The 24605-nt window shown below is 66.7% G+C and carries 19 protein-coding genes and 1 riboswitch; of the genes, 10 read left to right on the forward strand and 9 right to left on the reverse strand.

Annotation, left to right across the window (positions count from 1 at the left end):
* The first annotated feature begins 86 nt into the window (after positions 1-86).
* A complete protein-coding gene (locus tag QX135_RS02780; protein ID WP_315777318.1) occupies positions 87-752 on the forward strand; it encodes a glutathione S-transferase in 666 nt (221 codons plus the stop codon).
* 3 nt (positions 753-755) lie between these two features.
* Here the strand turns inward: QX135_RS02780 and QX135_RS02785 are convergent, their stop codons facing one another.
* Both QX135_RS02785 and ggt read right to left on the reverse strand, forming a co-directional pair.
* Positions 756-2162 (reverse strand): serine hydrolase, encoded by a 1407-nt coding sequence (locus QX135_RS02785; RefSeq protein WP_316233939.1) that lies wholly within the window; start codon positions 2160-2162, stop codon positions 756-758.
* Between the two features lie 167 nt (positions 2163-2329).
* Positions 2330-4036 (reverse strand): gamma-glutamyltransferase, encoded by a 1707-nt coding sequence (gene ggt, locus QX135_RS02790; RefSeq protein WP_316179057.1) that lies wholly within the window; start codon positions 4034-4036, stop codon positions 2330-2332.
* Between the two features lie 169 nt (positions 4037-4205).
* On the opposite strand from ggt, the gene QX135_RS02795 reads away from it, so the two are divergent.
* Positions 4206-5609 carry an MFS transporter gene (locus QX135_RS02795; RefSeq protein ID WP_316233940.1) on the forward strand — a complete coding sequence of 468 codons (1404 nt, stop codon included), beginning with the start codon at positions 4206-4208 and terminating at the stop codon, positions 5607-5609.
* Between the two features lie 77 nt (positions 5610-5686).
* Here the strand turns inward: QX135_RS02795 and purH are convergent, their stop codons facing one another.
* The 3 genes from purH to QX135_RS02810 all read right to left on the reverse strand — a co-directional run bounded on the left by purH (position 5687) and on the right by QX135_RS02810 (position 10868).
* Positions 5687-7279 (reverse strand): bifunctional phosphoribosylaminoimidazolecarboxamide formyltransferase/IMP cyclohydrolase, encoded by a 1593-nt coding sequence (gene purH / locus QX135_RS02800; protein WP_315777314.1) that lies wholly within the window; start codon positions 7277-7279, stop codon positions 5687-5689.
* A 23-nt stretch (positions 7280-7302) separates the two neighbouring features.
* Positions 7303-7383, reverse strand: a riboswitch (ZMP/ZTP riboswitch).
* Between the two features lie 172 nt (positions 7384-7555).
* A complete protein-coding gene (locus QX135_RS02805) occupies positions 7556-9271 on the reverse strand; it encodes a heparinase II/III family protein (RefSeq protein WP_316233941.1) in 1716 nt (571 codons plus the stop codon).
* A gap of 244 nt (positions 9272-9515) precedes the next feature.
* Positions 9516-10868: an RsmB/NOP family class I SAM-dependent RNA methyltransferase gene (locus QX135_RS02810; RefSeq protein ID WP_315740656.1), complete on the reverse strand. Its 1353-nt coding sequence runs from the start codon at positions 10866-10868 to the stop codon at positions 9516-9518.
* 195 nt (positions 10869-11063) lie between these two features.
* On the opposite strand from QX135_RS02810, the gene QX135_RS02815 reads away from it, so the two are divergent.
* Positions 11064-11318 (forward strand): DUF1674 domain-containing protein, encoded by a 255-nt coding sequence (locus tag QX135_RS02815; RefSeq protein ID WP_315740657.1) that lies wholly within the window; start codon positions 11064-11066, stop codon positions 11316-11318.
* An 84-nt stretch (positions 11319-11402) separates the two neighbouring features.
* Here QX135_RS02815 and QX135_RS02820 read toward each other — a convergent pair whose 3' ends face one another.
* Entirely contained in the window at positions 11403-11909 is a 507-nt protein-coding gene (locus QX135_RS02820) for a L,D-transpeptidase (protein WP_409997711.1), read from the reverse strand.
* Positions 11910-12125: 216 nt separating this feature from the next.
* Positions 12126-14078 (reverse strand): acetate--CoA ligase, encoded by a 1953-nt coding sequence (gene acs / locus QX135_RS02825; protein WP_316233942.1) that lies wholly within the window; start codon positions 14076-14078, stop codon positions 12126-12128.
* A 377-nt stretch (positions 14079-14455) separates the two neighbouring features.
* On the opposite strand from acs, the gene QX135_RS02830 reads away from it, so the two are divergent.
* The gene (locus tag QX135_RS02830; RefSeq protein ID WP_315770588.1) at positions 14456-15643 is read left to right on the forward strand and encodes a DNA topoisomerase IB; all 1188 of its coding nucleotides are present in this window, start codon (positions 14456-14458) and stop codon (positions 15641-15643) included.
* Between the two features lie 12 nt (positions 15644-15655).
* On the opposite strand, the gene QX135_RS02835 is transcribed toward QX135_RS02830, so the two are convergent.
* Positions 15656-16024 carry a hypothetical protein gene (locus QX135_RS02835; RefSeq protein ID WP_316178815.1) on the reverse strand — a complete coding sequence of 123 codons (369 nt, stop codon included), beginning with the start codon at positions 16022-16024 and terminating at the stop codon, positions 15656-15658.
* Positions 16025-16506: 482 nt separating this feature from the next.
* Here QX135_RS02835 and QX135_RS02840 point away from each other — a divergent pair, with 482 nt between their 5' ends.
* From QX135_RS02840 to QX135_RS02850, 3 genes are all read left to right on the forward strand, one after another.
* Positions 16507-17061 carry a fasciclin domain-containing protein gene (locus QX135_RS02840; RefSeq protein ID WP_315770585.1) on the forward strand — a complete coding sequence of 185 codons (555 nt, stop codon included), beginning with the start codon at positions 16507-16509 and terminating at the stop codon, positions 17059-17061.
* Between the two features lie 216 nt (positions 17062-17277).
* Positions 17278-17931, forward strand: coding sequence for a cytochrome b/b6 domain-containing protein (locus tag QX135_RS02845; RefSeq protein ID WP_316178818.1), 654 nt, complete (start codon positions 17278-17280; stop codon positions 17929-17931).
* Positions 17932-17945: 14 nt separating this feature from the next.
* Entirely contained in the window at positions 17946-18728 is a 783-nt protein-coding gene (locus QX135_RS02850) for a molybdopterin-dependent oxidoreductase (protein WP_316178820.1), read from the forward strand.
* Between the two features lie 167 nt (positions 18729-18895).
* Here the strand turns inward: QX135_RS02850 and QX135_RS02855 are convergent, their stop codons facing one another.
* A complete protein-coding gene (locus QX135_RS02855; protein ID WP_316178822.1) occupies positions 18896-20128 on the reverse strand; it encodes a YbfB/YjiJ family MFS transporter in 1233 nt (410 codons plus the stop codon).
* A gap of 214 nt (positions 20129-20342) precedes the next feature.
* Between QX135_RS02855 and leuB the strand changes: the two genes are divergently transcribed.
* The 3 genes from leuB to QX135_RS02870 all read left to right on the forward strand — a co-directional run bounded on the left by leuB (position 20343) and on the right by QX135_RS02870 (position 24581).
* On the forward strand, positions 20343-21455 hold the full coding sequence (gene leuB / locus QX135_RS02860; protein ID WP_315781700.1) for a 3-isopropylmalate dehydrogenase: 1113 nt from the start codon (positions 20343-20345) through the stop codon (positions 21453-21455).
* 566 nt (positions 21456-22021) lie between these two features.
* Positions 22022-23533 (forward strand): sugar ABC transporter ATP-binding protein, encoded by a 1512-nt coding sequence (locus QX135_RS02865; protein ID WP_316178824.1) that lies wholly within the window; start codon positions 22022-22024, stop codon positions 23531-23533.
* Positions 23534-23537: 4 nt separating this feature from the next.
* Positions 23538-24581, forward strand: coding sequence for an ABC transporter permease (locus QX135_RS02870; RefSeq protein WP_315770576.1), 1044 nt, complete (start codon positions 23538-23540; stop codon positions 24579-24581).
* Positions 24582-24605 lie beyond the last annotated feature (24 nt).

Consider the following 24605-nt stretch of genomic DNA (forward strand, 5'->3'; position numbering starts at 1 on the left):
CGGGGTGAGGATCCCGGCGCCTCGCCGAACCCGTCCTGTCCTGCTACGGAACGGCGCCCGCCACCCGATCCGTCCCTGGAAACCCCATGCTGACCGTTCACCACCTCAACAATTCCCGCTCGCAACGCGTGCTCTGGTTGCTCGAGGAGCTCGGCGTGCCCTATGAGATCATCCGCTACGAGCGCCAGCCCGACATGCGGGCGCCGAAGGAGCTGCGCGCCATCCACCCGCTCGGCAAGTCGCCTGTCATCACCGACAACGGCAACACCGTCGCGGAGTCCGGTGCCATCGTCGAATATCTGATCGAGACCTACGGCAATGGCCGCCTGATCCCGCCGCCGAAGACACCGGAGCGGCTGCGCTATTCCTATTGGCTGCATTACGCCGAGGGCTCGGCGATGCCGCTGCTGCTGCTGAAGCTGCTGTTCAACATCATGCCGAAGCGAGCGCCGGCGCTGCTGCGTCCGATCGTGCGCAAGGTGTCGAACCAGGCCTTGAGCACACTGGTCAATCCGCAGCTGAAGCAACACATGGCGTTCTGGGAAAGCGAGCTGCAGAAGAGCGAGTGGTTCGCCGGCGATTCGTTCACCGCGGCCGACATCCAGATGAGCTTCCCGCTGCAGGCGGCGGCATCGCGCGGCGGCCTGGAGCAGGGCCATCCGCGGGCGATGGATTTCCTCGCGCGCATCGAGTCGCGGCCTGCCTACAAGATCGCGCTGGAGAAGGGCGGGCCCTACGAGGTCGGCCGCTGAGCGCTATTTTGTGGCCGTCGCCGGCGCCGCGGTCGCCGCAATCACCTCGCGCACCAGCCGGGCGACGCCTTTGATGTCGCCGTTCGGATCCACGGAATCGCCGAGCCGGACCACGACCATGCGCTGGCTCGGCATGATCACCAACCGCTGGCCGAGCAGGCCGAAGGCGAAGAACGCGTCCGGTGGCATTCCCGCGCGGGCACGTCCCTGCGCGTGAAAATGCTGGCTGCGGTTGGTCCACAGCCCGGCGCCGTAGTCGGTGTCCAGCGTCGCAGTTGCCGACATCGCGACCCAGCCTTCCGGGAGTATGCGCCGGTCGCCGACGACGCCGTCGCCGAGATAGAGCAGTCCAAGCTTCGCCCAGTCGCGCGCGCTCGCCAGCATGTTGCCGTAGCCCTGAACGGTCCCGCTCCCATCGTATTGCAGCGTCGCGCTGCGCATGCCGAGCGGGTTGAACAGCTCGCGCCAGGCCAGCTCGATGGTCTGCTCCGGTCCCCCGGCGGCGTCGCGGATGATGCGCGCCAGGATCTGGGTGCTCGCGCTCGAATAGGCCCAGCGCTGGCCGGGCGGCGCGATCAACGGCGCATGCACCGCGAACGCCGCCATGTCGCGGTGGATGTCCATCTGGCTCGACGGATCGAAGCCGGAATTGGTCTCGTCCAGCGCCAAGCCTGATGTCATGCGCATCAACTGCTCGATCGTGATGTCGTGGCGCGGATCTCTGGCCTCGCGCCACTCCGCGACCGGCGCCGGGATCGACGGGCTCAGCTTGCCCTGCCGGGTGAGGATGCCCAGCAGCGCATTGGTGACCGTCTTGGTCATCGAGAAGCCCACAAGTGGCGTATCGACGCCGATGCTCGGCGCATAGCGCTCTGCGATCAGGTGACCGTCCTTGACGACGACGACCGCCTTGGTGCGGCGGAACGGCGGGTTGGCCGGCTCCTCGAAGGCGTGATCGAGCGCCGCCTTCAGCGCGGGATCGCTGGGCTCCACCGCCGTGTTTTCCGCGAAGTCGGGCAGGGCGGGAGCAGGCCCCGCAGCACGCAGCGCAGCGACGTCGGTGTGCGGTAGGTAAGGCGGCTTCTGGCCCTGGAGCGTCACGCAACCGAGGCCGTCGTGAAACGAGGCGCGGGTGGCGTGCAGGCCGAGCAGCGACGCCTCCACCAGGCGCATGTCGGGCTCCACCCGGTAGCGCATCACGGCCCGCAACCGGCGCAGACCGGGCCGTTCCATGGTCTCCGCAAACACCGTTTGCGGATCGAGGCCGGAGACGTAGGTCTTGGCGCAGATCATCTCGGCGACCGCGCTGGTCGCGACGCGCAGCGCCCGGTCAGGCCGATAGGTGAGCCACCCCGCCACCAGCAGGGCCGCAAACACCAGCAGACCGACCACGAATCTTCGCAAATGCACCAGAACGTCCGACACCGTCTCGCGGGCGAGCCTCGCTGCGCCCTGGTATACTTCTAACGCGCCTCGGTCACCACGCCAACGGAGGGAAGCGGGTGAAGGGCCCCGCCGGGCGGCGGCAAATCGTCATCCGGGGCCACGATGTCCGACATCGCCTGGGAACCGGCGCCTCAGCGCCCGGCTGCGGTGGCGCCCTTGCTGCGCGGATCCGGCGCGCCGACGAATCCATCGGACGTCACCAGGATGGAGTTGGCCGAGGTCCGTCCCATCGGCTCCTCGATCTTGTGACCTCGGGCGCGCAGACCGGCGAGGACGTCATCGGCAAAACCCTTCTCGATTCGGACCTCGTCGGGCATCCATTGGTGATGCAGGCGAGGCGCGGTGACGGCCTGTCGGACGTCCATCCGATAGTCGAGCACGTTGACGGTCACCTGCAGCACGCTCGAGATGATGCGGCTGCCGCCCGGCGAGCCCGTGACGAGCACGGGCTTGCCGTCCTTCAGCACGATGGTCGGCGACATCGACGACAGCGGCCGCTTGCCGGGACCGGGCAGATTGGCTTCGAAACCGACCAGGCCGAAGGCGTTGGAGGCGCCGGGCGCGGCGGTGAAATCGTCGAGCTCGTTGTTGAGCAGCACGCCGGTGCCCTCGGCGACGAGGCCGACGCCATAGGGGAAGTTCAGCGTGTAGGTGTTGCTGACGGCATTGCCGTCATTGTCGACGACCGAGAAATGCGTGGTGTTGCTGCCCTCCCGCAGCGGCGTGGTGTTGAGCACGTCGCCGGCGCTGGTGGCGTGCGCGGGATCGATCCCGGCGCGCTGGCGCGCGGCATAGTCCTTCGACAACATCGCGCGCACCGGCGCGTCGACGAAGGCGGGGTCGCCGAGATAGCGCGCACGATCGGCATAGGCACGCTTCATTGCCTCGATCAGCAGATGCAGCGACGCGGGCGAGCCCTGCTTCAGCTCAGCGAGCGGAAAGCCTTCGAGGATGTTCAGCATCTCGACCAGCACGGTGCCGCCCGACGACGGCAGCGGCATCGACACGATGTCATAGCCGCGATAGGTGCCGCGCACCGGCGTGCGCAGCACCGGCTGGTAGGATTTGAGATCGTCCGCTGTCATGATGCCGCCGGCATCCTGGATCGCCTTGGCGAGTTGGTCGGCGACCGGCCCTTCATAAAATCCGCGCGGGCCCTGCTCGGCAATGGCGGTGAGCGTCGCCGCCAGATCGCGCTGGATCAGCCGGTCTCCTTCCCTCAGCACCGTGCCGTCGGGACGAATGAAGATCGCGGCCGACGATTTCCATTTGGCCAGCCGCGGCGCCATCATCGGCAGGGTGACGGCAACGTCGTCGGTGACCGGGATGCCGTCGCGCGCCAGCACGATCGCCGGATGCAGCAACTGCGCCAGCGTGAATTTGCCCGAGCCGTATTTCTCCAGCGCCAGCGCGAGACCTGCGACCGATCCGGGCACGCCGATCGACAGCGCGGAGTCGCGCGACTTGGCATTGTCGGGCTTGCCATCGGCGCCGAGGAAGATGTCGCGCGTGATGGCAGCGGGGCCGGTCTCGCGATAGTCGATCGCCACGTCCTCGTTGGTCCTGGCGATGTGAATGACCATGAAGCCGCCGCCGCCGATGTTGCCGGCAACGGGATAGGTGACCGCCATCGCAAAGCCGGTGGCAACAGCGGCATCGACTGCGTTGCCGCCGAGCGCGAGGATGCGCTGGCCGACTTCGGCTGCGATCCTCTCCTGTGCCACCACCATGCCATGCGCGGGCGGCTGCGCCGGCGCGGCGACACCGGGTGGCTGCGGGATGTCGATGGCTTGCGAATCCAGCGCCCGCGCCGGCAGGCAGCCGGCCAGCAACAGCATGAAACCCGCAAGGAGCCGTCGTCGATCAATCGTGAACGTGGTCATCGCAATTCCGCCGTTGCTGACATCCGCCTGGGATCGTCAGATGTTATAGGGCCGCGTCGCCGGCGTAAAACGCGACACCGTGATCGTCGCAGGATGCGACGCCGTGATCGCAAAGGATCTTCGAATGGCCGTCACCACGATCGAGACCTCTGGCACTGCCGACGGCCGAATCTATCCCGGGCGCGCGGCCGTCGTCAGCTGGATCTTCTTCGATTGGGCGGCGCAGCCCTATTTCACGCTGATCACGACCTTCGTCTTCGCGCCCTATTTCGCGGCGCATGTCGCGCCGGACGCCGCGAGCGGCCAGGCGCTGTGGGGCTTTGCGACCGCCGTGGCCGGCATCGTCATCGCGCTGCTGTCACCGGTGTTCGGCGCGATCGCCGATGCCACCGGCCGCCGCAAGCCATGGATCGCGGCGTTCGGCGCGATGCTGGTGATCGGCGCCTCGCTGATGTGGATCGGGCGTCCCGGCGCGCCCGATCTGATCCCGCCGCTGCTCGCGGCCTATGTGATCGCCACCATTGGAGTCGAGTTCGCCACGGTGTTCAACAACGCGATGATGCCGACCTTGGTGCCGCCGGAACGCATCGGCCGGCTGTCCGGCACCGGATGGGCCACCGGCTATGTCGGCGGCATCCTCTCGCTCGTCATCGTGCTCGGCTTTCTCGCCGCCAATCCCGATAGCGGCCGCACGCTGTTTGGATTCAAGCCGCTGTTCGGGCTCGATCCGGTGAGCCATGAAGGCGACCGCATCTCCGGTCCGCTCACCGGGCTCTGGTTCATCGTGTTCGTGCTGCCGATGTTCCTGTTCACACCGGACTTTCCGGCGCGGCACCGGTTGGGCGCGGCCGTGCGCGAAGGCATCGGTCAGTTGAAGGAGACATTGCGCAGCCTGCCGCAGCAACGTGACGTTGCGTTCTTTCTCCTCGCCAACATGATCTACACCGATGGCCTCGTCTCGCTGTTCGCCTTCGGCGGCATCTATGCCGCCGGCACGTTCGGCTGGAACACGATCCAGATCGGCACCTTCGGCATCATCCTCGCCGCTGCCGGCACGTTCGGCGGCTGGCTCGGCGGCAAGCTGGATGATTTTCTTGGGCCGAAGCGCGTGATCGCCGGCAGCATGACCTTGCTGCTGCTCGCGATCATCGCGATCCTCATGGTGAGCCGCGAGTCGATTCTGTTCATTCCGGTCACGCCGGCTGCGCCCGGCGGCCCGCTGTTCGCCTCGCTGCCGGAGCGCGCCTACCTGCTGCTCGGCTGCATCATCGGCGCCTGCGGCGCGCCGCTGCAGGCGGCCTCGCGCTCGCTGCTGATCCGGATGGTGCCGAAGGAGCGCGTGGCGCAATATTTCGGTCTGTTCGCGCTCACCGGCAAGGTCACGTCGTTCATCGGCCCGCTGCTGATCGGCACCATCACCGCGGTCACTGCGAGTCAGAAGGCCGGCATGGCCGTGCTCGTGCCGTTCTTTGCGGTGGGGCTGGTGTTGCTGGCGCGGGTCAACTCAGACCGTCATGCCCGGGCTTGACCCGGGCATCCATCCCGCTTCGACAGGCTCTTCTTTAGACGATGGATTGCCGGTCAAGCCCCGCAATGACGACCTCGCTAGTGCCGGAAGTGCCGCACGCCGGTCAGCACCATGGCGATGCCGTGCTCGTCAGCCGCCTTGATGACCTCGTCGTCCTTCACCGAGCCGCCCGGCTGGATCACTGCGGTGGCGCCGGCCTCGATGCAGGCGAGCATGCCGTCGGCGAACGGGAAGAACGCGTCGGAGGCGACGACCGATCCCTTTGTCAGGGGCTCGGCGAGCTTCAGCTCCGCGGCCGCATCCAGCGCCTTGCGCGCGGCGATGCGCGCCGAATCGACCCGGCTCATCTGCCCGGCGCCGATGCCGACCGTTGCCGAATCCTTGGCATAGACGATGGTGTTCGACTTGACGTGCTTGGCGACGCGGAAGGCGAAGCGCAGGTCACGCAGCTCGGCCTCAGTGGGCGCGCGCTTGGTCACCACCTTCAGCTCCATGTCATCGACGACGGCATTGTCGCGGCTCTGCACCAGCAGGCCGCCGGACACCGTCTTCGCGGTCAGGCCGGCCTCGCGCGGATCGGGCAGGGCGCCGGCGAGCAGCAGCCGCAGTTTCTTGCGGCCGGCGATGATGGAGATCGCCTCCTCGGTGGCGTCGGGCGCGATGATCACCTCGGTGAAGATGCCGGTGATCGCGCGTGCCGTGGCGGCGTCGAGCTTGCGGTTCATCGCGATGATGCCGCCGAACGCCGAGGTCGAATCGCAGGCCAGCGCCTTCTGGTAGGCGGTGACGAGATCGGGCCCTTCCGCGACGCCGCAGGGATTGGCGTGCTTGACGATGACACAGGCGGCGGTGCGCGCCGGGTCGAACTCGGCGATGCACTCATAGGCCGCGTCGGTGTCGTTGATGTTGTTGTAGGACAGCTCCTTGCCTTGCAACTGGCGCGCGGTGGCGACGCCGGGACGGCGGCCGGGCAGCGCGTAGAACGCCGCATGCTGATGCGGGTTTTCGCCATAGCGCAGCGACTGGATCAGCTTGCCGCCGAAGGCGCGGTAATCGGGCGCGTCGTTCTGGATGGTGGCGGCGAACCAGTTGGAGATCGCGGCGTCATAGGCGGCAGTGCGCGCATAGGCCTTGGCAGCAAGCCGGCGGCGCAGCAGCAGCGTGGTCGAGCCGTCATGCCGCGTCAGGTCGTCGAGCACGGCGTGATAGTCGTTGACGTCGACCACTACGGCGACGTCCTCGTGGTTCTTCGATGCAGCGCGGATCATCGCCGGGCCGCCGATGTCGATGTTCTCGATGCAGTCGTTGAACGCGGCGCCGCGCTCGACCGTGGCCTCGAACGGGTAGAGGTTGACGACGAGCAGGTCGATCGGCGCGATGTCGTGGCTCTTCATCGCCGCCGCATGCTCATCATTGCCCCGGATCGCGAGCAGGCCGCCATGCACCTTGGGGTGCAGGGTCTTGACGCGGCCGTCCATCATCTCGGGAAAGCCGGTGAGGTCGGAGACGTCCTTGACCTTCAGGCCGGCCTCGGAAATCGCCCTGGCGGTGCCGCCGGTCGATACGAGCTCGACGCCGCGCGCCGCAAGCGCGCGCGCGAACTCGACCAGACCGGTCTTGTCGGAAACGGATAACAGGGCACGGTGAACGCGACGAAGCTGATTGGTCATGGGCAGAGTCCTTGTGCAGGAGTTCAATTTGCCCAGGCGCACGGCGGTCAATCCCGCGCTCCCCGATGGTGCTCCATCCAAAGTCGCCAGTCGCACGAGAGCGGGCCTCATATCAGCTTTTGCCGCCCGCGACAACGGGTGGGCGATCGAACGATCATCTTGGCCTCACAGCTCACCATGAGGGTGCACGGTCTCGCCCGAACATCGGCCGCGTCCCGAGGGCCCGCCGAAGGCGGACGGCTCGACGAACGGTGATGTGAGATGATGTGAGAAGCGTTACAGCGGCAATTCCGGCTCTCTCCGAGCATTGCGGCGTCCGTTGGTCTCGGTCGGCGACGCCGACGAGCGCACGAAGCTCCAGCGGATCGATGGGGCTTGCTGCGCGTCCTGCCGGATCACCAGTTGCGTGGTGCGGCGCGGACCGTCATTGCCGGCGAGAAACACGCTGTCCTCGAGATCGACGCGATCGTCGAACGTCTCGAACGTCCAGACCTCGCGATTAGGCAGCACCAGCATGGCGCCGCGGCCGTCGCTGAGCCGGCTGGCCTTGACGGCCGGATGCAGGTGGAAGCGCAGCGCGTAGTCCGAGCCGCCGCCGCGAAGACGGGCGCCCTGCGCCGGCGTCACGGTATCCTCGCCGTCGAGCCGGGAGCCGTCCTCGGCCGTCACCAGCACGCGGCGGTGGACGAGGCCGAACTTCGCCGCGTAGCCATTGTGCGAGGTCGACAGCACGGTGCCGTCAGGCACGACCTCGCGGAAGTTCTCGACCCGCGTCGGACCCGACACGATCGGCGCGCCATGCAGCAGGCGCTTCATCGCCGACATCTCGACGAAGGTGCAGGACGAGGTGTTGTGATAGGTCAGCGTCGAATGCGCCACCGTGCTGCGCGCGAAGGCGCGCCAATTGTCGCGGCCGGTCGACGGCATGCCGCAATTGATCACGATGCGGCACGGTCCGGAGGACATCTCGAAGGCGAGACAGCCGGCATGGGCCTCATGGCTCAGATGCGGCGGCGGCGGTGCACCGGTGTCGACGATCACCGTCATCGGTCCGGCGTCGAGCCGCTGGAAACCGGAATGCGGCATGCTCGCCATCGGCGTGCCGTGGGTGTCGTCATAGGCGAGCAGGGTCGCCAGCAGGTCGGACGGGGTGCCGCCCATGCCATTGAACAGCGCCATGTTGCCGTCGCCGTGCCGGAAGAAGCGCAGCATCGGCATCATGCGGTCGATGGCGTTGAGCAGCGCCGGCGGCGGGGCGATGTTGCGGGCCGCAAACGTCTGCCGCAGCGGCAGCAGGTCGATCAGCAGCTCGATCAGCGCGCCCGGATTGCGCGACACGTGGCCGCCATCGGGCAGGATCTGCCGCTGCAATTCGTCGGAGAGTTTTCGGGTCGCGCTGCGGATGTGCTTGGCCTGGTTGGCGAGGCACAGCGCCGCGTAACACAGTGCGATCAGCACCTGCAGCCGCGGCGCGCCATCCGGGATGTCGATGGTCGAATAGCGCAGATAGCGGATCTCGCGGGTCAGCCCCCGAAGATAGCGGCGGTAGAACTTGCCGTCGGAATCGGCCAGCACCAGCGGCGCCTGCGACAGCAGCGAGATCACCCGCCGGGCCAGCACGTCGGCGCGCCGGCTCAGCGGATGGCGGCCGATCTGGTTGGTGATCCAGTCATCGACCAGGGCACGGGCGTTGGCGCGGGTCAGCGCGGTGTCGGCTGCGCGCAGATGTCGCAGCCAGCCGAAGCCGAGCAGGGCGACCTCCCAATCCTCCGACGGCGGCTCCAGGTCGAAGATCGAGCGGCCATGGCAGGTCACGATCTTGCCGGCGAAGACGAAGCGGCCGGCATAGATCTCGGCGGCCCGCGTCGCGTCCGAAGTGCGCAGATCATGCGGCGCAATGATGAGTCGGTCCGCCCGTCCGGGCCACAAGCCGGACACGGATACCGATACACCGCTGACGTTGGACATCAGGCTGCGCGCAAAGCGGCCCATCACCAGCGTCGATATGCGTCTGCGTTGAGCGGCGGACACGCCAAGCCTTGGATTCAGAGGGGGATTCGGTTGCGCATCCTTCATAGATCGCAACTGCCGCCGATACACCATTTTTGGCCCCGGTGCAGCACCATCGCGGGACCAGAATCTGGTGCAAAATCAGGATTTAACGGACTAACGCAACGCCGACGCCCTCAACCCGCGACCGACGCAGGGCCGGCGCACGGCGCGCACGATGACACGCTCACGGCCGCCGCTCCAGTCTCGCCGCATAAAATCCGTCGAGACCGCCAAGCCGGGGGTCCTGGTGTGGCAAATGGCAGGGCAGAGTGCGTAGGTCGCCGGCCGGGGTGACCAGCTCGGCCAGTCCTGCCACCTCGCCAGGGGTGACGGGGACGCGGCGCAGCTCGGTGGTTTCGGCCAGCACGCGCTCGACCACCTGCTCGCCCTCCTCGGGCTCCAGCGAACAGGTGCAGTAGACCAGGGTTCCGCCCGGCTTGAGCAGGCCGCTCGCTCGGGTCAGCAGCCGCGCCTGGAGTGCGGACAGGGCGGTGATGTCAGCCTCGCTGCGCAACCAGCCCACATCAGGATGGCGCCGAATGGTGCCGGTCGAGGTGCAGGGGGCATCAAGCAGCAGGCCGTCGAAGCCGCCGCTTTCGGCGGGCTGCCATTCGGCGGCATCGGCCACGACCGTCTCGGCCGTGAGCTGCAGCCGGGTCATGTTGTCCTTCAGCCGGTTCATCCGGGCCGGCGACCGGTCGACCGCGGTGACGCGGGCGCCGGCGTGGGCGAGCTGGGCCGTCTTGCCGCCGGGTGCGGCGCAGAGGTCGGCGATGGTCTTGCCGCCGACGTCGCCGAGCAGCCGTGCAGGCAGGGCGGCGGCGGCGTCCTGCACCCACCATTGTCCCTCGGCGAAGCCCGGCAGTACTGTCACCGAACCATGCAGCACGGTGCGCACGGTGCCGGTCGGCAGCACCTCACCATGCAGCCGCGACGCCCATTGCGCCGGGTCCGACTTCACTGTCAGGTCGAGCGACGGCTCCTGGCCGAGCGCCGCGGCGATGTCCTTGGCGGTCGCTTCGCCGTAATGATCGATCCAGCGCTTGAGCAGCCAGGGCGCGATGTCGAGCGGCTGGCCGGTGGCATCGTCGAGCAGGCCCGCGCCCTCGCGCGCGCAGCGCCGCAGCACCGCGTTGACGAGCCCGGCATACTTCGCTGCGCGGCGGTCGGCCTGGACCAGGCGGACGGAGAGGTCGACGGCGGCGTGGTCGGGGACGTCCATCCACAGGATCTGGGCGGCGCCGATCAAGAGCGCGCTCTGCGCCCGCGGCGCGTCGGTCGGCACGCCGCGATCCAACAGCCGCGACAGCACGTGGCCGAGCGTTCCGAGCCGCCGCAGGGTGGTGGCGACCAGCCGGCGCATCAGCGCGCGGTCGCGGTCGGCGAGATGCTTCAGTCCGGGATGCGCGCCGGTTCCGTCGAGCTGATCGTCGAGGGTGCGATGCTTGTGCAGCACGCCGTCAACCACGTCGGCGGCGATGCGGCGTGCCGCCAGGCCTGGGACTTCGGAAGGGGTCGCAAAACGCGGCGGAGGCATGCCTGGGAATTACTCGCGAAAGAAGAAAGGCAGTTCCGCGACGATCGGGTGCATGCCATCAGCTTGCGGGTCCTCTGTCACCGGAATATGCCAAATGTAAGAATCGGCTCCGCATTTTTTAGACCTGTTTTATCGCGTGCGCTCACACGATCTGATGATATCGGGAACGATCCGGTTCAACGGTGGAATGGTACGATGAGTAACGAGCCCAAGAGTGAGTCCAAGAGCGGGCCTGAGACCAGGCCCGCATTGTCGGTGGTCGCCAGCAACGACAATCCGCGCAAGCCGCTGACGCCGGCCGCGCAGCGCGCGCTGGCCGAGGCTGAGGAACGCCGCCGACTGGCAGCAGAACAGACGAAGCCGATGCCGACGGAGTTGCAGGGGCCGAAAGGGCCGGAGCCGACCCGTTACGGCGACTGGGAGAAAAAGGGAATCATCTCGGACTTCTGACGGGATGTCCGCGCGCGACGTTCGCGGTTCGGCGCCGGGCTCGTCGGTCCCGCGTTCTCCGCGCTCCCGGATCGCAGCGGTGACTCAGCGCGTGACCACCACAGTTGTGCCGATCGATACGCGCTCATAGAGATCGGTGATGTCGGTGTTGAGCATGCGGATGCAGCCGTAGGACACGTAGCCGCCGACCGAGTTCGGCACGTTGGTGCCGTGGATCGCATATTCGCCGCCGGCGAGCGTCATGGCGGCGACACCCATCGGGTTCTGCGGCGAGCCGCCGGGGATCACGTCGGGGATGTTGGGCTTGTCGCGCTTGACGTCGGCCGGCGGCGCCCAGGCCGGATATTTGTACTTGCCGTCGATCTTGGTGGTGCCGGCCCATTGCCGGCCGGCCTTGCCGACGCCGACCGTGTAGCGCATGGCGTGGCTGCCATCGAGCACGAGATAGAGCTTCCGCTCGCCGGTCCTCACCACGATCGTGCCCGGCGAATAGTCGCCGGCGATGGCGACCAGCTCGGGACGGGCCGACGCAGAGTCGGCCGTCGTGACCATGGCTCCGACCACCGACGCGGCCACCATCGCCGCCTTCATTGTCAGCCTGCCCGCCCCAGTCCGCATTGCCATCCCCTCAGGCCGTTCCGCGGCGCCTGCTCCCCGGCCGGGAGCACGCGGATGGCTTGAGGAAAGAAAAACTTCGTCTGCAAGTAAATGACCTGAAAACAACACTCCCGCGGAATCAGCCGCGGGAGTGCGATGAGCCTTGACGAATGCGGCGAGCGCCTCTCGCGCCCGCCGGGCACGGCGTGCCTACGCCTGCTTCTCCTTGCGGTTCTGACGGTGCTGCACGAGGTCGTCGACCACGCCGGGATCGGCGAGGGTCGAGGTGTCGCCCAGTGCGCCCGGCTCGTCCTCGGCAATCTTGCGCAGGATGCGGCGCATGATCTTGCCGGAGCGGGTCTTGGGCAGGCCAGGGGCGAACTGGATCTGGTCGGGCGAGGCGATCGGGCCGATCTCCTTGCGCACCCAGGCGACGAGCTCCTTGCGCAACTCCTCGCTCGGCTGCTCGCCGGCCATCAGGGTGACATAGGCGTAGATGCCCTGGCCCTTGATGTCGTGGGGATAGCCGACCACGGCTGCTTCCGAGACCTTGGCGTGGGCGACCAGCGCGCTCTCCACCTCGGCGGTGCCCATGCGGTGGCCGGAGACGTTGATGACGTCGTCGACGCGGCCGGTGATCCAATAGTAGCCGTCGGCGTCGCGGCGGCAGCCGTCGCCGGTGAAGTACTTGCCCTTGTAGGTCGAGAAGTAGGTCATCTCGAACCGGGCATGGTCGCCATAGACGGTGCGCATCTGGCCCGGCCAGGAGCGAGTGAGGCAGAGATTGCCTTCGGTCGCGCCCTCCAGCGGCTTGCCGTCGGCATCGACGATCTCCGGCACGACGCCGAAGAACGGCCGCGTCGCCGAACCCGGCTTCAATTTGGTCGCGCCCGGCAGCGGCGTGATCAGGATGCCGCCGGTCTCGGTCTGCCACCAGGTGTCGACGATCGGGCAGCGGTCGTCGCCGACGACGCGGTGATACCACTCCCAGGCTTCCGGATTGATCGGCTCGCCGACCGAGCCGAGCAGGCGCAGAGACGCGCGCGAGGTCTTTTTGACCGGCGCGTCGCCGCCCTGCATCAGGGCGCGGATCGCGGTCGGCGCGGTGTAGAAGATGTTGACCTTGTGCTTGTCGATGACGTTCCAGAACCGCGAATTGTCCGGATAGTTCGGCACGCCTTCGAACATCAGCGTGACAGCGCCATTGGCCAGCGGCCCATAGAGGATGTAGCTGTGGCCGGTGACCCAGCCGACGTCGGCGGTGCACCAGTAGACGTCGCCGTCGTGATAGTCGAACACGTATTGATGCGTCATCGCGGCGTAGACGAGATAGCCGCCGGTGGTGTGCAGCACGCCCTTGGGCTGGCCGGTCGAGCCCGAGGTGTAGAGGATGAACAGCGGATCCTCCGCATGCATCGGCTCGCACGGGCATTCGGTGGTCACCATCTCCGCGGCCTCGTGGTACCAGAGGTCGCGGCTCGGGTTCATCTCGACCTTGCCGCCGGTGCGCTTGACCACGACGACCCAGTCGACATTGTCGACCTTGTTCAGCGCGGCATCGACATTGGCCTTGAGCGGCACCTTGCGACCGCCGCGCAGGCCCTCGTCGGCGGTGATGATGATCTTGGAATCGCAGTCCTTGATGCGCTGGGCAAGCGAGTCCGGCGAGAACCCGGCGAACACCACCGAGTGGATGGCGCCGATGCGGGCGCAGGCCAGCATTGCATAGGCGGCTTCCGGAATCATCGGCAGATAGATGGTGACGCGATCGCCCTTCTTGACGTTGCGGTTGCGCAGGATGTTGGCCATCCTGCACACCTCGTCGTGCAGCTCGCGATAGGTGATGTGCTTGGATTGCGAGGGGTCGTCGCCCTCCCAGATGATTGCGGTCTGGTCGCCGCGGGTGGCGAGGTGACGGTCGACGCAGTTGTAGGCGGCGTTGAGGACGCCGTCCTCGAACCATTTGATCGAGATGTTGCCGGGGGCGAAGGAGACGTTCTCGATCTTCGTCGGCGCCTTGACCCAGTCGACGCGCCTGGCCTGCTCGGCCCAGAAGCCGTTGGGATCCTTGATCGAGCGCGCGTACATCTCCTGGTACTTCGCGTCGTCGACAAAGGCGCGTTTCGCCCATTCGGCCGGAACGTCGTAGATCTTCTCGGACATTTCACACCCTCCACATGCGGCCCGCCGTGGTCCAGCGCAGGCCGTCGTTGTTCCCACTATGCGTCCGCGTAACCGGCGGCGACAAGGCAAGACAAGTAGAACCTTCGGCGGGGACCCGGTCTGCGCAGGATCAAAGAATTGTGCGCGGAGGTTGCGGCAGCCGGCCGCGCGGCAGAGGTCGCGACAATCAGCAGCATCAAGGTTACCCAGAATCGGGTCGCTGCCCGGTATTTTGAAACCGCTTTGCCCAAAATTAGGGACTCGCTATCCGGCCCATCACGCCCTAAATCGCCTTGAAGCTGTGGATAACTGGGCCGGAACCAAACCGGACTCCGGGGCATTGAGCGGATCAACACGACGGCAGGGCGTCTAAAGCAATGATGGACCAGCAGAATTTCGAGAGCCCGCGGGTCGGCCCGGCCGACGCCGAGGTCGCGCTCGCGAAAGCGCTGGGCCAGTGGCCGTCCAAGCCGCCGCGCCGCAAGCTGACCTTGAAGGATCTGGCCCACGCCAAGACCGCCGACGCCCAGGGCAATGCCAAGACCTCGGTCGAGGAGCTCGCCAAGCGCATCGGGCTGAAGCTCGGTGACCAGGCCGAGCTGACCATCCGCCGCATCAAGCGCGGCAAGAGCTACACCTTCATCCGCGCCAACGGCACCCCGATCCGCCACGCCGGCACGATCCGCCGCCTGCACGCCATGGCGGTGCCGCCGGCCTATCGCGAGGTGCGCTACGCCCCCGACCCGAGCCTGCACCTGCAGGCGGTCGGCGTCGACGCCGCCGGCCGGCTGCAATACCGCTATCACGCCGACTGGGAGAAGGTGCGCGAGCATCGCAAGGCGCATCGCCTCGCCAAGCTGGTCGGCGCGCTGCCGCGCATCCGTCGCGCGGTGTCGAAACATCTCGCCGGCGACGAGCCGACGCGCGAGTTCGCGCTCGCTGCTGTCATCGAGCTGATCGCGCGCACGGCAATCCGCCCCGGCAACGAATCCTATGCGCGGCTGAACGGCACCCGCGGCGCCACCACGCTCTTGAAGTCGAACGTCGCGCTCGAGGACGACAGCCTAGTGCTCACCTTCAAGGCCAAGGGCGGCAAGGCCGTGCGCAAGGAATGCGACGCCGCCAAGTTGGTGCGGGCCGTCGGCATCCTGCGCGGCGTGCCCGGCCGGCGCATGTTCCAGTATCGCGACGCGCAGGGCGTCGTGCGTGCGGTCTCGACCACACAGGTCAACGCCTTCCTGCGCGAGATCGCTGGCATCAAGATCTCGCTGAAGGATTTCCGCACGCTGATGGCCTCCGCCGTCGCGCTGGAGACCTTGTCGCGGATCACGCCGGCGCCGAGCGCGCGCGGCCGCAAGAAGCAGATCCTGGAAGCGATCCGCGCCGCCGCCGACGAGCTCACCAACACGCCGGCGATCTGCCGCCGCAGCTATGTGCACGACACCATCGTCACGGCGTTCGAGGACGGCATTCTCGAACGCTTCGCCGCCACCATGAAGGGCCAGCGCTCGCAGACGCGGCGCGAGCAATTGCTGGCGCAAGTGGTGACGGCCGTCTCGGCCTGACACAGCTAACGATCAAGCCTGGCAGCGCGCCCCGATCTTGGCCGACGCAAGGAAGCGGGCGATCGGATCGAGCTGCCGGCACGGCACCGCCGCACTCTTCACCGTCGCGGCCTCGCGCCTGGCCGGCCGCAGCACGGTCGACTTGCTGGCCGGCTTGGCACGGCGGGCAGCCGTCGCACCACGTCCCTCCGCGCGCACGGCCCTCGAGAGCAGCGGCAGGCGCGCGCCTTCGTTGAGATCGAGCGGCGGTGATTCGAAACTGCGATCGGACTCGTTCAATGTATCAACGCCGGGAATCGGCTCGCGGATCAGCGACGACGTCGCTTCGCCCGCGATGTCGCCGGGCGATACCGCGGCAAGCACCATCTTCGTTGCAAGCAAGCAGCAGATTATCACGAGGCAGAACCCCGCAATCCAGATCGTTCTGTTCACTGTAGGAAACCCCCGCCGATCGCGCCGGACAGTGCGGGACATCCCCTTCCCGCAGCCGGCGCCGTGCCGACCAATCAACCTTAAGAAAGTCTTACTCGCAATGTTTTCGGCAGGTTCGGCCGGGCTCGGCTCGCATTGTAGTTAATGACGACGATGATCGGTCATCGGCATCGGCCAATGACCGACAGAGAGCTGATCAGTTCGCAGCAGGCTGCGACATTGCGGCGCGGATCTCGTTCAATGAGTCGGCGAGACGATCTCGATGCCCTGAGGTTTCACGGATCACGTTAAGTTATTCGCCGAAACCAGCTTCCAAAAGCGTCCGTAGCTCGGCTCGACACGACGCGAGAGCAACAGCGCTCTCCAACGCATCGATGTCGCAGTCGAACTCATCGTGCGGCTCTGCCGCCGTCTTCATTAGGGAGCTACCCATGTCCAAGCGCATTGCCTTTCTCGCTGCCGCCGCCTTCAGCGCGCTGTCGCTGACCTCGATCTTCGTCGCGCCCGCCAGCGCCGAGGAGAAGACCGTGATGGTCGGAGGCGCGGCGATGTATCCGTCGAAGAACATCGTGCAGAACGCGGTCAACTCGAAGGATCATACGACGCTGGTCGCCGCGGTGAAGGCCGCCGGCCTGGTGCCGACCCTGGAAGGCAAGGGACCGTTCACGGTGTTCGCGCCGACCAACACCGCCTTCGGCAAGCTGCCGGCCGGCACCGTCGACAGCCTCGTCAAGCCGGAGAACAAGGCGACGCTGACCAAGATCCTCACCTACCACGTCGTGCCCGGCAAGCTCGAGGCGTCCGACCTGAAGGACGGCCAGATGCTGAAGACGGTCGAGGGGGAGCAGCTCACCGTCAAGCGCGAGGGCAGGAACGTCATGATCGTCGACGCCAAGGGCGGCACTTCGATGGTGACGATCCCGAACGTCAACCAGTCGAACGGCGTCATCCACGTGGTCGACACCGTGCTGATGCCGGCGTCGTGAGGCCCGGCGCGACACCGGACACATCCGTTTCTTCCTCCTCCTCGCGGATGTGACCAGGAGCGAGCCGGGCCACCCCCGGCTCGCTTTTTTGTGAACGCGATCGATTCTGCGTATCGTTTTGATCGGCGCCGCGGGTGTAACGGAGCCCGCCGAGCCGGCGTATACTTGGCGTGACGAATGCAAGCGACGTAAATGCAAGCGACGGAGCCGACCGCCATGACGAGCGCCACCACCAGCGCCCCCTCGACCCTCGCGGCGACCGAGGGGCCTGCAACCGCAGTCGCGACCAAAGTCATTCAGCCGGCCTGGGTGCGCGTCATGCATTGGATCAACGCCGTCGCGATGATCATGATGATCATGTCGGGCTGGCAGATCTACAACGCCTCGCCGCTGTTCGACTTCCGCTTCGACCGCAACTTCACGCTCGGCGGCTGGCTCGGCGGCGCGCTGCTGTGGCACTTCGCGGCGATGTGGCTGCTGATGCTGAACGGCCTTGCCTATCTCGTCACCGGTCTCGCCACCGGCCGGTTCCGCCGCAAGCTGCTGCCGATCTCGCCGGCGTCCGTCGTCGCCGACCTCAGGGCCGCGCTGACCTTCAAGCTCGCCCATGACGACCTCACCGTCTACAACGCGGTGCAGAAGCTGCTCTATCTCGGCATCATCTGCGTGGGCATCGTCGTCGTGCTCACAGGCCTGTCGATGTGGAAGCCGGTGCAGCTGCACTGGCTGGTGAGCCTGTTCGGCGACTATCCGGCGGCGCGCTACGTCCATTTCGTCTGCATGGCGCTGATCTGCGCTTTCCTGGTGATCCATATCCTGCTCGCGCTGCTGGTGCCGAAGAGCCTGCGCACGATGATCATCGGCCGCTGAGAGGAGAGACAGCCATGGCGAAACGTCCGTTCCTCATTCCCGGCGTCGACAAGCGGCTCCTGATCAAGGACTCGCTGAAGGTGATGCCCGATCTCACGCGGCGCCGCTTCATCACCGGCGGCGCCAGCCTCGGCGCGCTGACCTTGCTCGCCGGCTGCGACGTCGTCGACGGCGACACCGCCGAGGAGCTGCTCAAGAAGGTCTCGAAGTTCAACGACGCGGTGCAGGCCTGGATGTTCAATCCGGACGCGCTGGCACCGACCTTCCCGGAGAGCGCGATCACCAAGCCGTTCCCGTTCAACGCCTACTACACGCTGGACGAGGCGCCGGAGATCGATGCCGCCGATTGGAAGCTCGAGGTGCGCGGACTCGTCGACAACAAGAAATCATGGACGCTCGACGAGCTGCACGCGCTGCCGCAGGTGACGCAAGTGACGCGCCACATCTGCGTCGAGGGCTGGAGCGCGATCGGCTCCTGGACCGGCACGCCGCTGCGCGATTTCCTCAAGCTGATCGGCGCGGACACCCGCGCGAAATATGTCTGGTTCAACTGCGCCGACAAGGACGGCTACAACTCGCCTCTGGACATGCGCACCGCGCTGCATCCGCAGACCCAGATGACCTTCAAGTTCGCCGACCAGATCCTGCCGCGCGCCTACGGCTACCCGATGAAGATCCGCGTCCCCACCAAGCTCGGCTTCAAGAACCCGAAATACGTCGTCGCGATGGAAATCACCAACGACTACAAGGGCGGCTATTGGGAGGATCAGGGGTACAATTCGTTCAGCGGGAGCTGAAGACGTCGATCGATAGAGCCGCGATCGCCGCCACATCCTCCGCTGTCGTCCCGGCCTTGAGCCGGGACCCATAGCCACCGGCGGTGATGACGCGGGCAACTGGCAGCCACGTCCCTCGATGGCTTCCGCGGTATGGGTCCCGGCGTTCGCCGGGACGACACCATTTGTTAGGCTCGATCGGCGGCTTTCAACTTCCCCTGCATCGCCGCCATCACAGCACCCAACAGCAACAAGGCCGCCGATACATTCAGCGCATAAGTCAGGCTTCCCATCGCATCGGTAATCGCCCCGACCACGAATGGACCCAGCGTCTGGCCGATGCCGAACACGATGGTCAGGGCCGCGATCGCGCGCGACCACGCCGCCTGCGGCAGGTTGAAGCGCACGAACGCGGTGGTTGCCGTGGTGACGGTGGAGAAGGCGACGCCGAAGATCGCGGCCGACAGCGCCAGCATGGCTGGCGAATGGCTGAGCGCCGGCAGCGCGGCGCCGATGGCGTTGATGGTGAGGATGATCGCGGCCGGCATACCGCCGCGATCCAGCGCCAGCACGCGGCGCCACACCCACGGCGTGGTGAAGCCGGCCAGCCCGATCAGGCACCAGAACGCGGACTGGGCGGCGGCGCCGCCGCCGAGGTCGCGGACATAGGCGATCATGAAGGTGAGATAGGCGATGTAGCCGGCGCCATAGAGGAAGTAGCCGAACAGATAGATCGCCATCGGCCGCAGCGAGACCGGACCCGCGCTGCCGCCGGGCACGGCCGCCATCGCCGGGATCGGCGTCAGCAGCAGCGGCAGGATCAGCACGCAGCCAAGCGCGGTCAGCGCCAGCCAGACGATCCACCACGAGCCAGGCCCGAACGCCTGCAGCACGAACGGCGCCACCAGGCCGGAGGCGACGATGCCGAGCGGCGGTCCGGCATAGAACAGGCTGAGGATGAAGCTCGCCTGGGCCGGCCGCGATTGCGCGATCCGCGCCGCCAGCGTGCCGCCCGCGACGAAGGCGACGCCCGCGCCGATGCCGGTGATCAGCCGCGCCAAGCTGAGCGAGACGAAGTCGCCTGTCAGGGCGCAGACCGCGAGCGAGGCCAGCGCCGCCAGGGTTCCGCCACGCACCGTCGCCGGTGCGCCGGTTCGGCCGATCAGACGCGACGCGATCAGCGCGCCGATCAGATAGCCGGCGGCGTTCACGGTGTTCATGAAACCCGCGGCCGAGTACGACCAGTGCAGCGAGTCGCGCATGTCCGGCAGCACCAGCGCATAGGCGAAGCGGCCGATGCCGAGGCCGACGATGGGGCCGAGCGAGAGCGTCAGGTTGAGCCGCGCCGGATGGGCCGGAGGCGGATCGGGCGTGGGATTCAGCAAGACATGCTCCGGCGCAGCGATCGTCCGGCAGTCCATGCTCTCTAGCGGCGATCCTGGAGAACATAGCAGCTCGGCGCGCCGGTCCAGAAGACGTGCGGCGGCAATGGTGGCTTGCCAACCGTGCAGGAGGGCTTTAGCACTCCGCGCGGATTTTCGTTCCCGTCATTGCCGGTTTGGCCGGCAATCCGGCCAGGAATGCTGGATGCCCGCGCAACGCCCGGGCATGACAAGCCCCGCGAGGACAACGACCATGGCGACCCAGAAGCTCCTTTTGCTGCCCGGCGACGGCATCGGCCCCGAAGTGATGGCGGAGGTGAAGCGGCTGATCGGCTGGCTCAACGCCAAGGGGCTCGCCTCGTTCGAGACCGAGGACGGGCTGGTCGGCGGCGCGGCCTATGACGCCCATGGCGCCTCGATCTCGGAAGCCGACATGGACAAGGCCAAGGCGGCCGACGCCATCATCTTCGGCGCCGTCGGCGGCCCGAAATGGGATGGCGTTCCCTACGAGGTCCGCCCCGAGGCGGGCCTCTTGCGCCTGCGCAAGGATCTCGGCCTGTTCGCCAATCTGCGCCCCGCCGTGTGCTACCCGGCGCTCGCCGATGCCTCCAGCCTGAAGCGCGAGATCGTCGAGGGGCTCGACATCATGATCGTGCGCGAGCTGACCGGCGGCGTGTATTTCGGCGAGCCCAAGACCATCACCGATCTCGGCAACGGCCAGAAGCGCGCCGTCGATACCCAGGTCTACGACACCTATGAGATCGAGCGCATCGCCCGCGTGGCCTTCGACCTCGCGCGCAAGCGCCGCAACAAGGTGACGTCGATGGAGAAGCGCAACGTCATGAAGTCGGGCGTGCTCTGGAACGAGGTCGTCACCGCGGTTCACAACCGCGAATACAAGGACGTCACGCTCGAGCATCAGCTCGCCGATTCCGGCGGCATGAACCTGGTGAAATATCCGAAGATGTTCGACGTCATCGTCACCGACAATCTGTTCGGCGACATGCTGTCGGACATCGCGGCGATGCTGACCGGCTCGCTCGGCATGCTGCCGTCGGCTTCGCTCGGCGAGGTCGACGCCAAGACCCACAAGCGCCGCGCGCTGTACGAGCCGGTGCACGGCTCGGCGCCGGACATTGCCGGCAAGGGTCTCGCCAACCCGATCGCGATGCTGACGTCGTTCGGCATGGCGCTGCGCTACTCCTTCGACATGGGCGCGCTCGCCGACAAGCTCGACGCCGCCATCGCCGCCGTGCTGGCGTCAGGCCTGCGCACCGCCGACATCAAGGCGGAAGGCTCGACGCCGGCGTCGACCACGCAGATGGGCGAGGCGATCATCAAGGAGCTGGAGAAGCTCACGGCGTAGGCGGAGCCGAGGTTCCGCCGCGCCGAAGGTGCACTCCCCTCCCCCTTGCGGGGAGGGGTTGGGGGTGGGGGTCCCCACCCAGTGACACCCGCTTGAGGCACCGTCTCACCTGCCCCGACGATTACTTTTCGTCGTTGCACGTCTCGACCCGAACTCATCACATCAAGCATCGCCCGGGGACCCCCACCCCCGACCCCTCCCCGCAAGGGGGAGGGGGGCTCACCGTCGTTGTCGAGATCGCGCAAATCCAACGCACGACGTGTTCGATCTCGCCACCGGGCGCGTCGTCGCTATTCCGCGGTCGCGTCCTGCATGCGCATCGCAAGGCCTGTCGATTTTACCTATAGACTTTCATCCCCGGATGAATAGCCTGACCACAACGCCGCGCCATTGAATGGACGCGGTCTCGTACGCGTTCGACATGATGCGTGCGAAGGCCGGGGAGGATGAATGTGATCGCGCTTGCGATGCGATATGTCGCTCGCCGTGCATGGTGTCGCCGCCAATGTCGCGACCATCGCCCCGTGGCGATTGTACGCGACCTCCCTCACCACATGCGCTGACGCATGAGCGCGCCGCTCATCTCCGTTCACGGCCTGTGCAAGAGCTTCCCCGGCGTCCGGGCGCTGCACAATATCAGGTTCGAGCTGCGCGCAGGCGCGGTCCATGCCGTGATGGGCGAGAACGGCGCCGGCAAGTCGACCTTGATGAAGATCCTCGCCGGCGTCTACCGCAAGGACTCCGGCGAGATCATCTACGACGGCGCCAGCGTCGATTTTCCAGGACCGCGCGAGGCGCAGGCCGCCGGCATCGGGATCATTCATCAGGAGCTGCAGCTGATGAACCACCTCACGGTGGCGCAGAACATCTTCATCGGGCGCGAGCCGATGAAGGCGTTCGGGCTGCTGCTCGATGAGGACAGGCTCAACCGGCAGGCGGCCGAGCTGCTTGCCCAGCTCAATCTGTCGATCGACCCGCGCACGACAGTCGGCGGGCTGACGGTGGCCAGGCAGCAGATGGTGGAGATCGCCAAGGCGCTGTCCTTCAACTCGCGCGTCCTGATCATGGACGAGCCGACCGCCGCGCTGAACAATCGCGAGATCGCCGAGCTGTTCAAGATGATCCGCGCCTTGAAGGCACGCGGCGTCGGCATCGTCTACATCTCCCACAAGATGGACGAGCTGAAGCAGATCGCCGATCGCGTCACCGTGCTGCGCGACGGCGAGTATGTCGCGACGGTGCCGGCCGAGAGCACCACGATCGAGACCATCATCGGCATGATGGTCGGGCGCAGCCTGAGCGATGCGCGCGTGGCGGGCACGGCGCCGGCCGGCGAGATCGCGCTCGAGGTGCGCAGGCTGAATTGCGGGCCGCTGGTCCGCGACGTCAGCTTCACCTTGCGCAAGGGCGAAATCCTCGGCTTTGCTGGACTGATGGGCGCCGGCCGCACCGAGGTCGCGCGCGCGATCTTCGGCGCCGACGCCGTTCCGTCCGGGGATATTCTCGTCGACAATCGCAAGGTGACGATCCGCTCGCCGGCGCATGCGGTCGCCCACGGCATCGGCTATCTCTCCGAGGACCGCAAGCGCTTCGGCCTCGCCACCGGCATGGACGTCGAATCCAACGTCGTGATGTCGAACCTCGCGAACTACCTTGCAATGAAGTTCGTGCTCAGGAAGCGCGCGATCCGCGACACCGCTGGCCGCTTCATCCGGATGCTGAACATCCGCACGCCTTCGGTGTCGCAGCAGGTTCGCCTGCTTTCCGGCGGCAACCAGCAGAAGATCGTGATCGCCAAATGGCTCGATCGTGATTGCAACATCCTGTTCTTCGACGAGCCGACCCGCGGCATCGACATCGGCGCCAAGAACGAGATCTACCGCCTGCTCCGCTCGCTGGCCGACCAGGGCAAGGCGATTGTGATGATCTCGTCGGAGCTTCCCGAGGTGATCAGGATGAGCGATCGCATCGTCGTGATGTGCGAGGGCCGCATCACCGGCGAGCTGTCGCCGGACGAGGCCACGCAGGAGCGGATCATGCAGCTGGCCACGCAGCGCGAAACCATGAAGGCAGGCTGACGGCATGAGCGACCCGGCATTGGTCAAGGACCACAAGGACAGTCTCGCGGCGCCCGGGTCCGGTGCGATGGCCGCGCTGCGGCGCCGGCTGCTCGGACCTGCGGCGCTGCAGAAGCTGCTGGCCTTCGCGAGCCTGGTGCTGCTGCTGGTCTATTTCAGCTTCGCCTCGCCGGCCTTCATGCAGACCGACAACATGATCAACATCCTGCAGGCGACCGCGGTCAACGGCGTGCTGGCGATCGCCTCGACCTTCGTGATCATCACCGCCGGCATCGACTTGTCGGTCGGCACGCTGATGACCTTCTGCGCCGTGATGGCGGGTGTGTTCCTGACCTATTGGGAGCTGCCGATGTGGACGGGCATCGTCGCGGCCATCGCCACCGGCGCGCTGTCAGGCGCCGTGTCGGGCACGGTCATCACCAAGATGAAGGTGCCGCCGTTCATCGCGACGCTCGGCATGATGCTGGTGCTGAAGGGGCTGGCGCTGGTCGTCTCCGGCAGCAAGCCGATCTATTTCAGCAACACCGAGAATTTCTCGATGATCTCGCAGGACTCGCTGCTCGGCACTGTCGTTCCTGCCCTGCCGATTCCCAACGCGGCCCTGATCCTGTTCGTGATGGCGGTGCTGGCGGCCGTCGTTCTCAACCGCACCGCGCTCGGCCGCTACACGTTCGCGATCGGCAGCAACGAGGAGGCGGTGCGGCTGTCCGGCGTCAATGTCGACCGCTGGAAGATCGTCATCTATGGCCTCGGCGGCGCCATCTGCGGCGTGGCCGGGCTACTGCTCGCCTCGCGCATCAACTCCGCGCAGCCGGCACTCGGCCAGGGCTATGAGCTCGATGCGATCGCCGCCGTCGTCATCGGCGGGACGTCGCTGAGCGGCGGTACCGGCACCATTCTCGGCACCATCATCGGCGCCTTCATCATGAGCGTGCTGACCAACGGGCTGCGAATCCTGTCGGTGGCCCAGGAATGGCAGTTCGTCGTCACCGGCATCATCATCATTCTCGCCGTCTACGCCGACATGCTGCGCCGAAACCGCGGCTGATCCTCAAAGGAGATCCAGCGGACC

The organism is Bradyrhizobium sp. SZCCHNR1098 (genome assembly GCF_032489375.1).
In the GTDB taxonomy this organism is placed as follows: domain Bacteria; phylum Pseudomonadota; class Alphaproteobacteria; order Rhizobiales; family Xanthobacteraceae; genus Bradyrhizobium.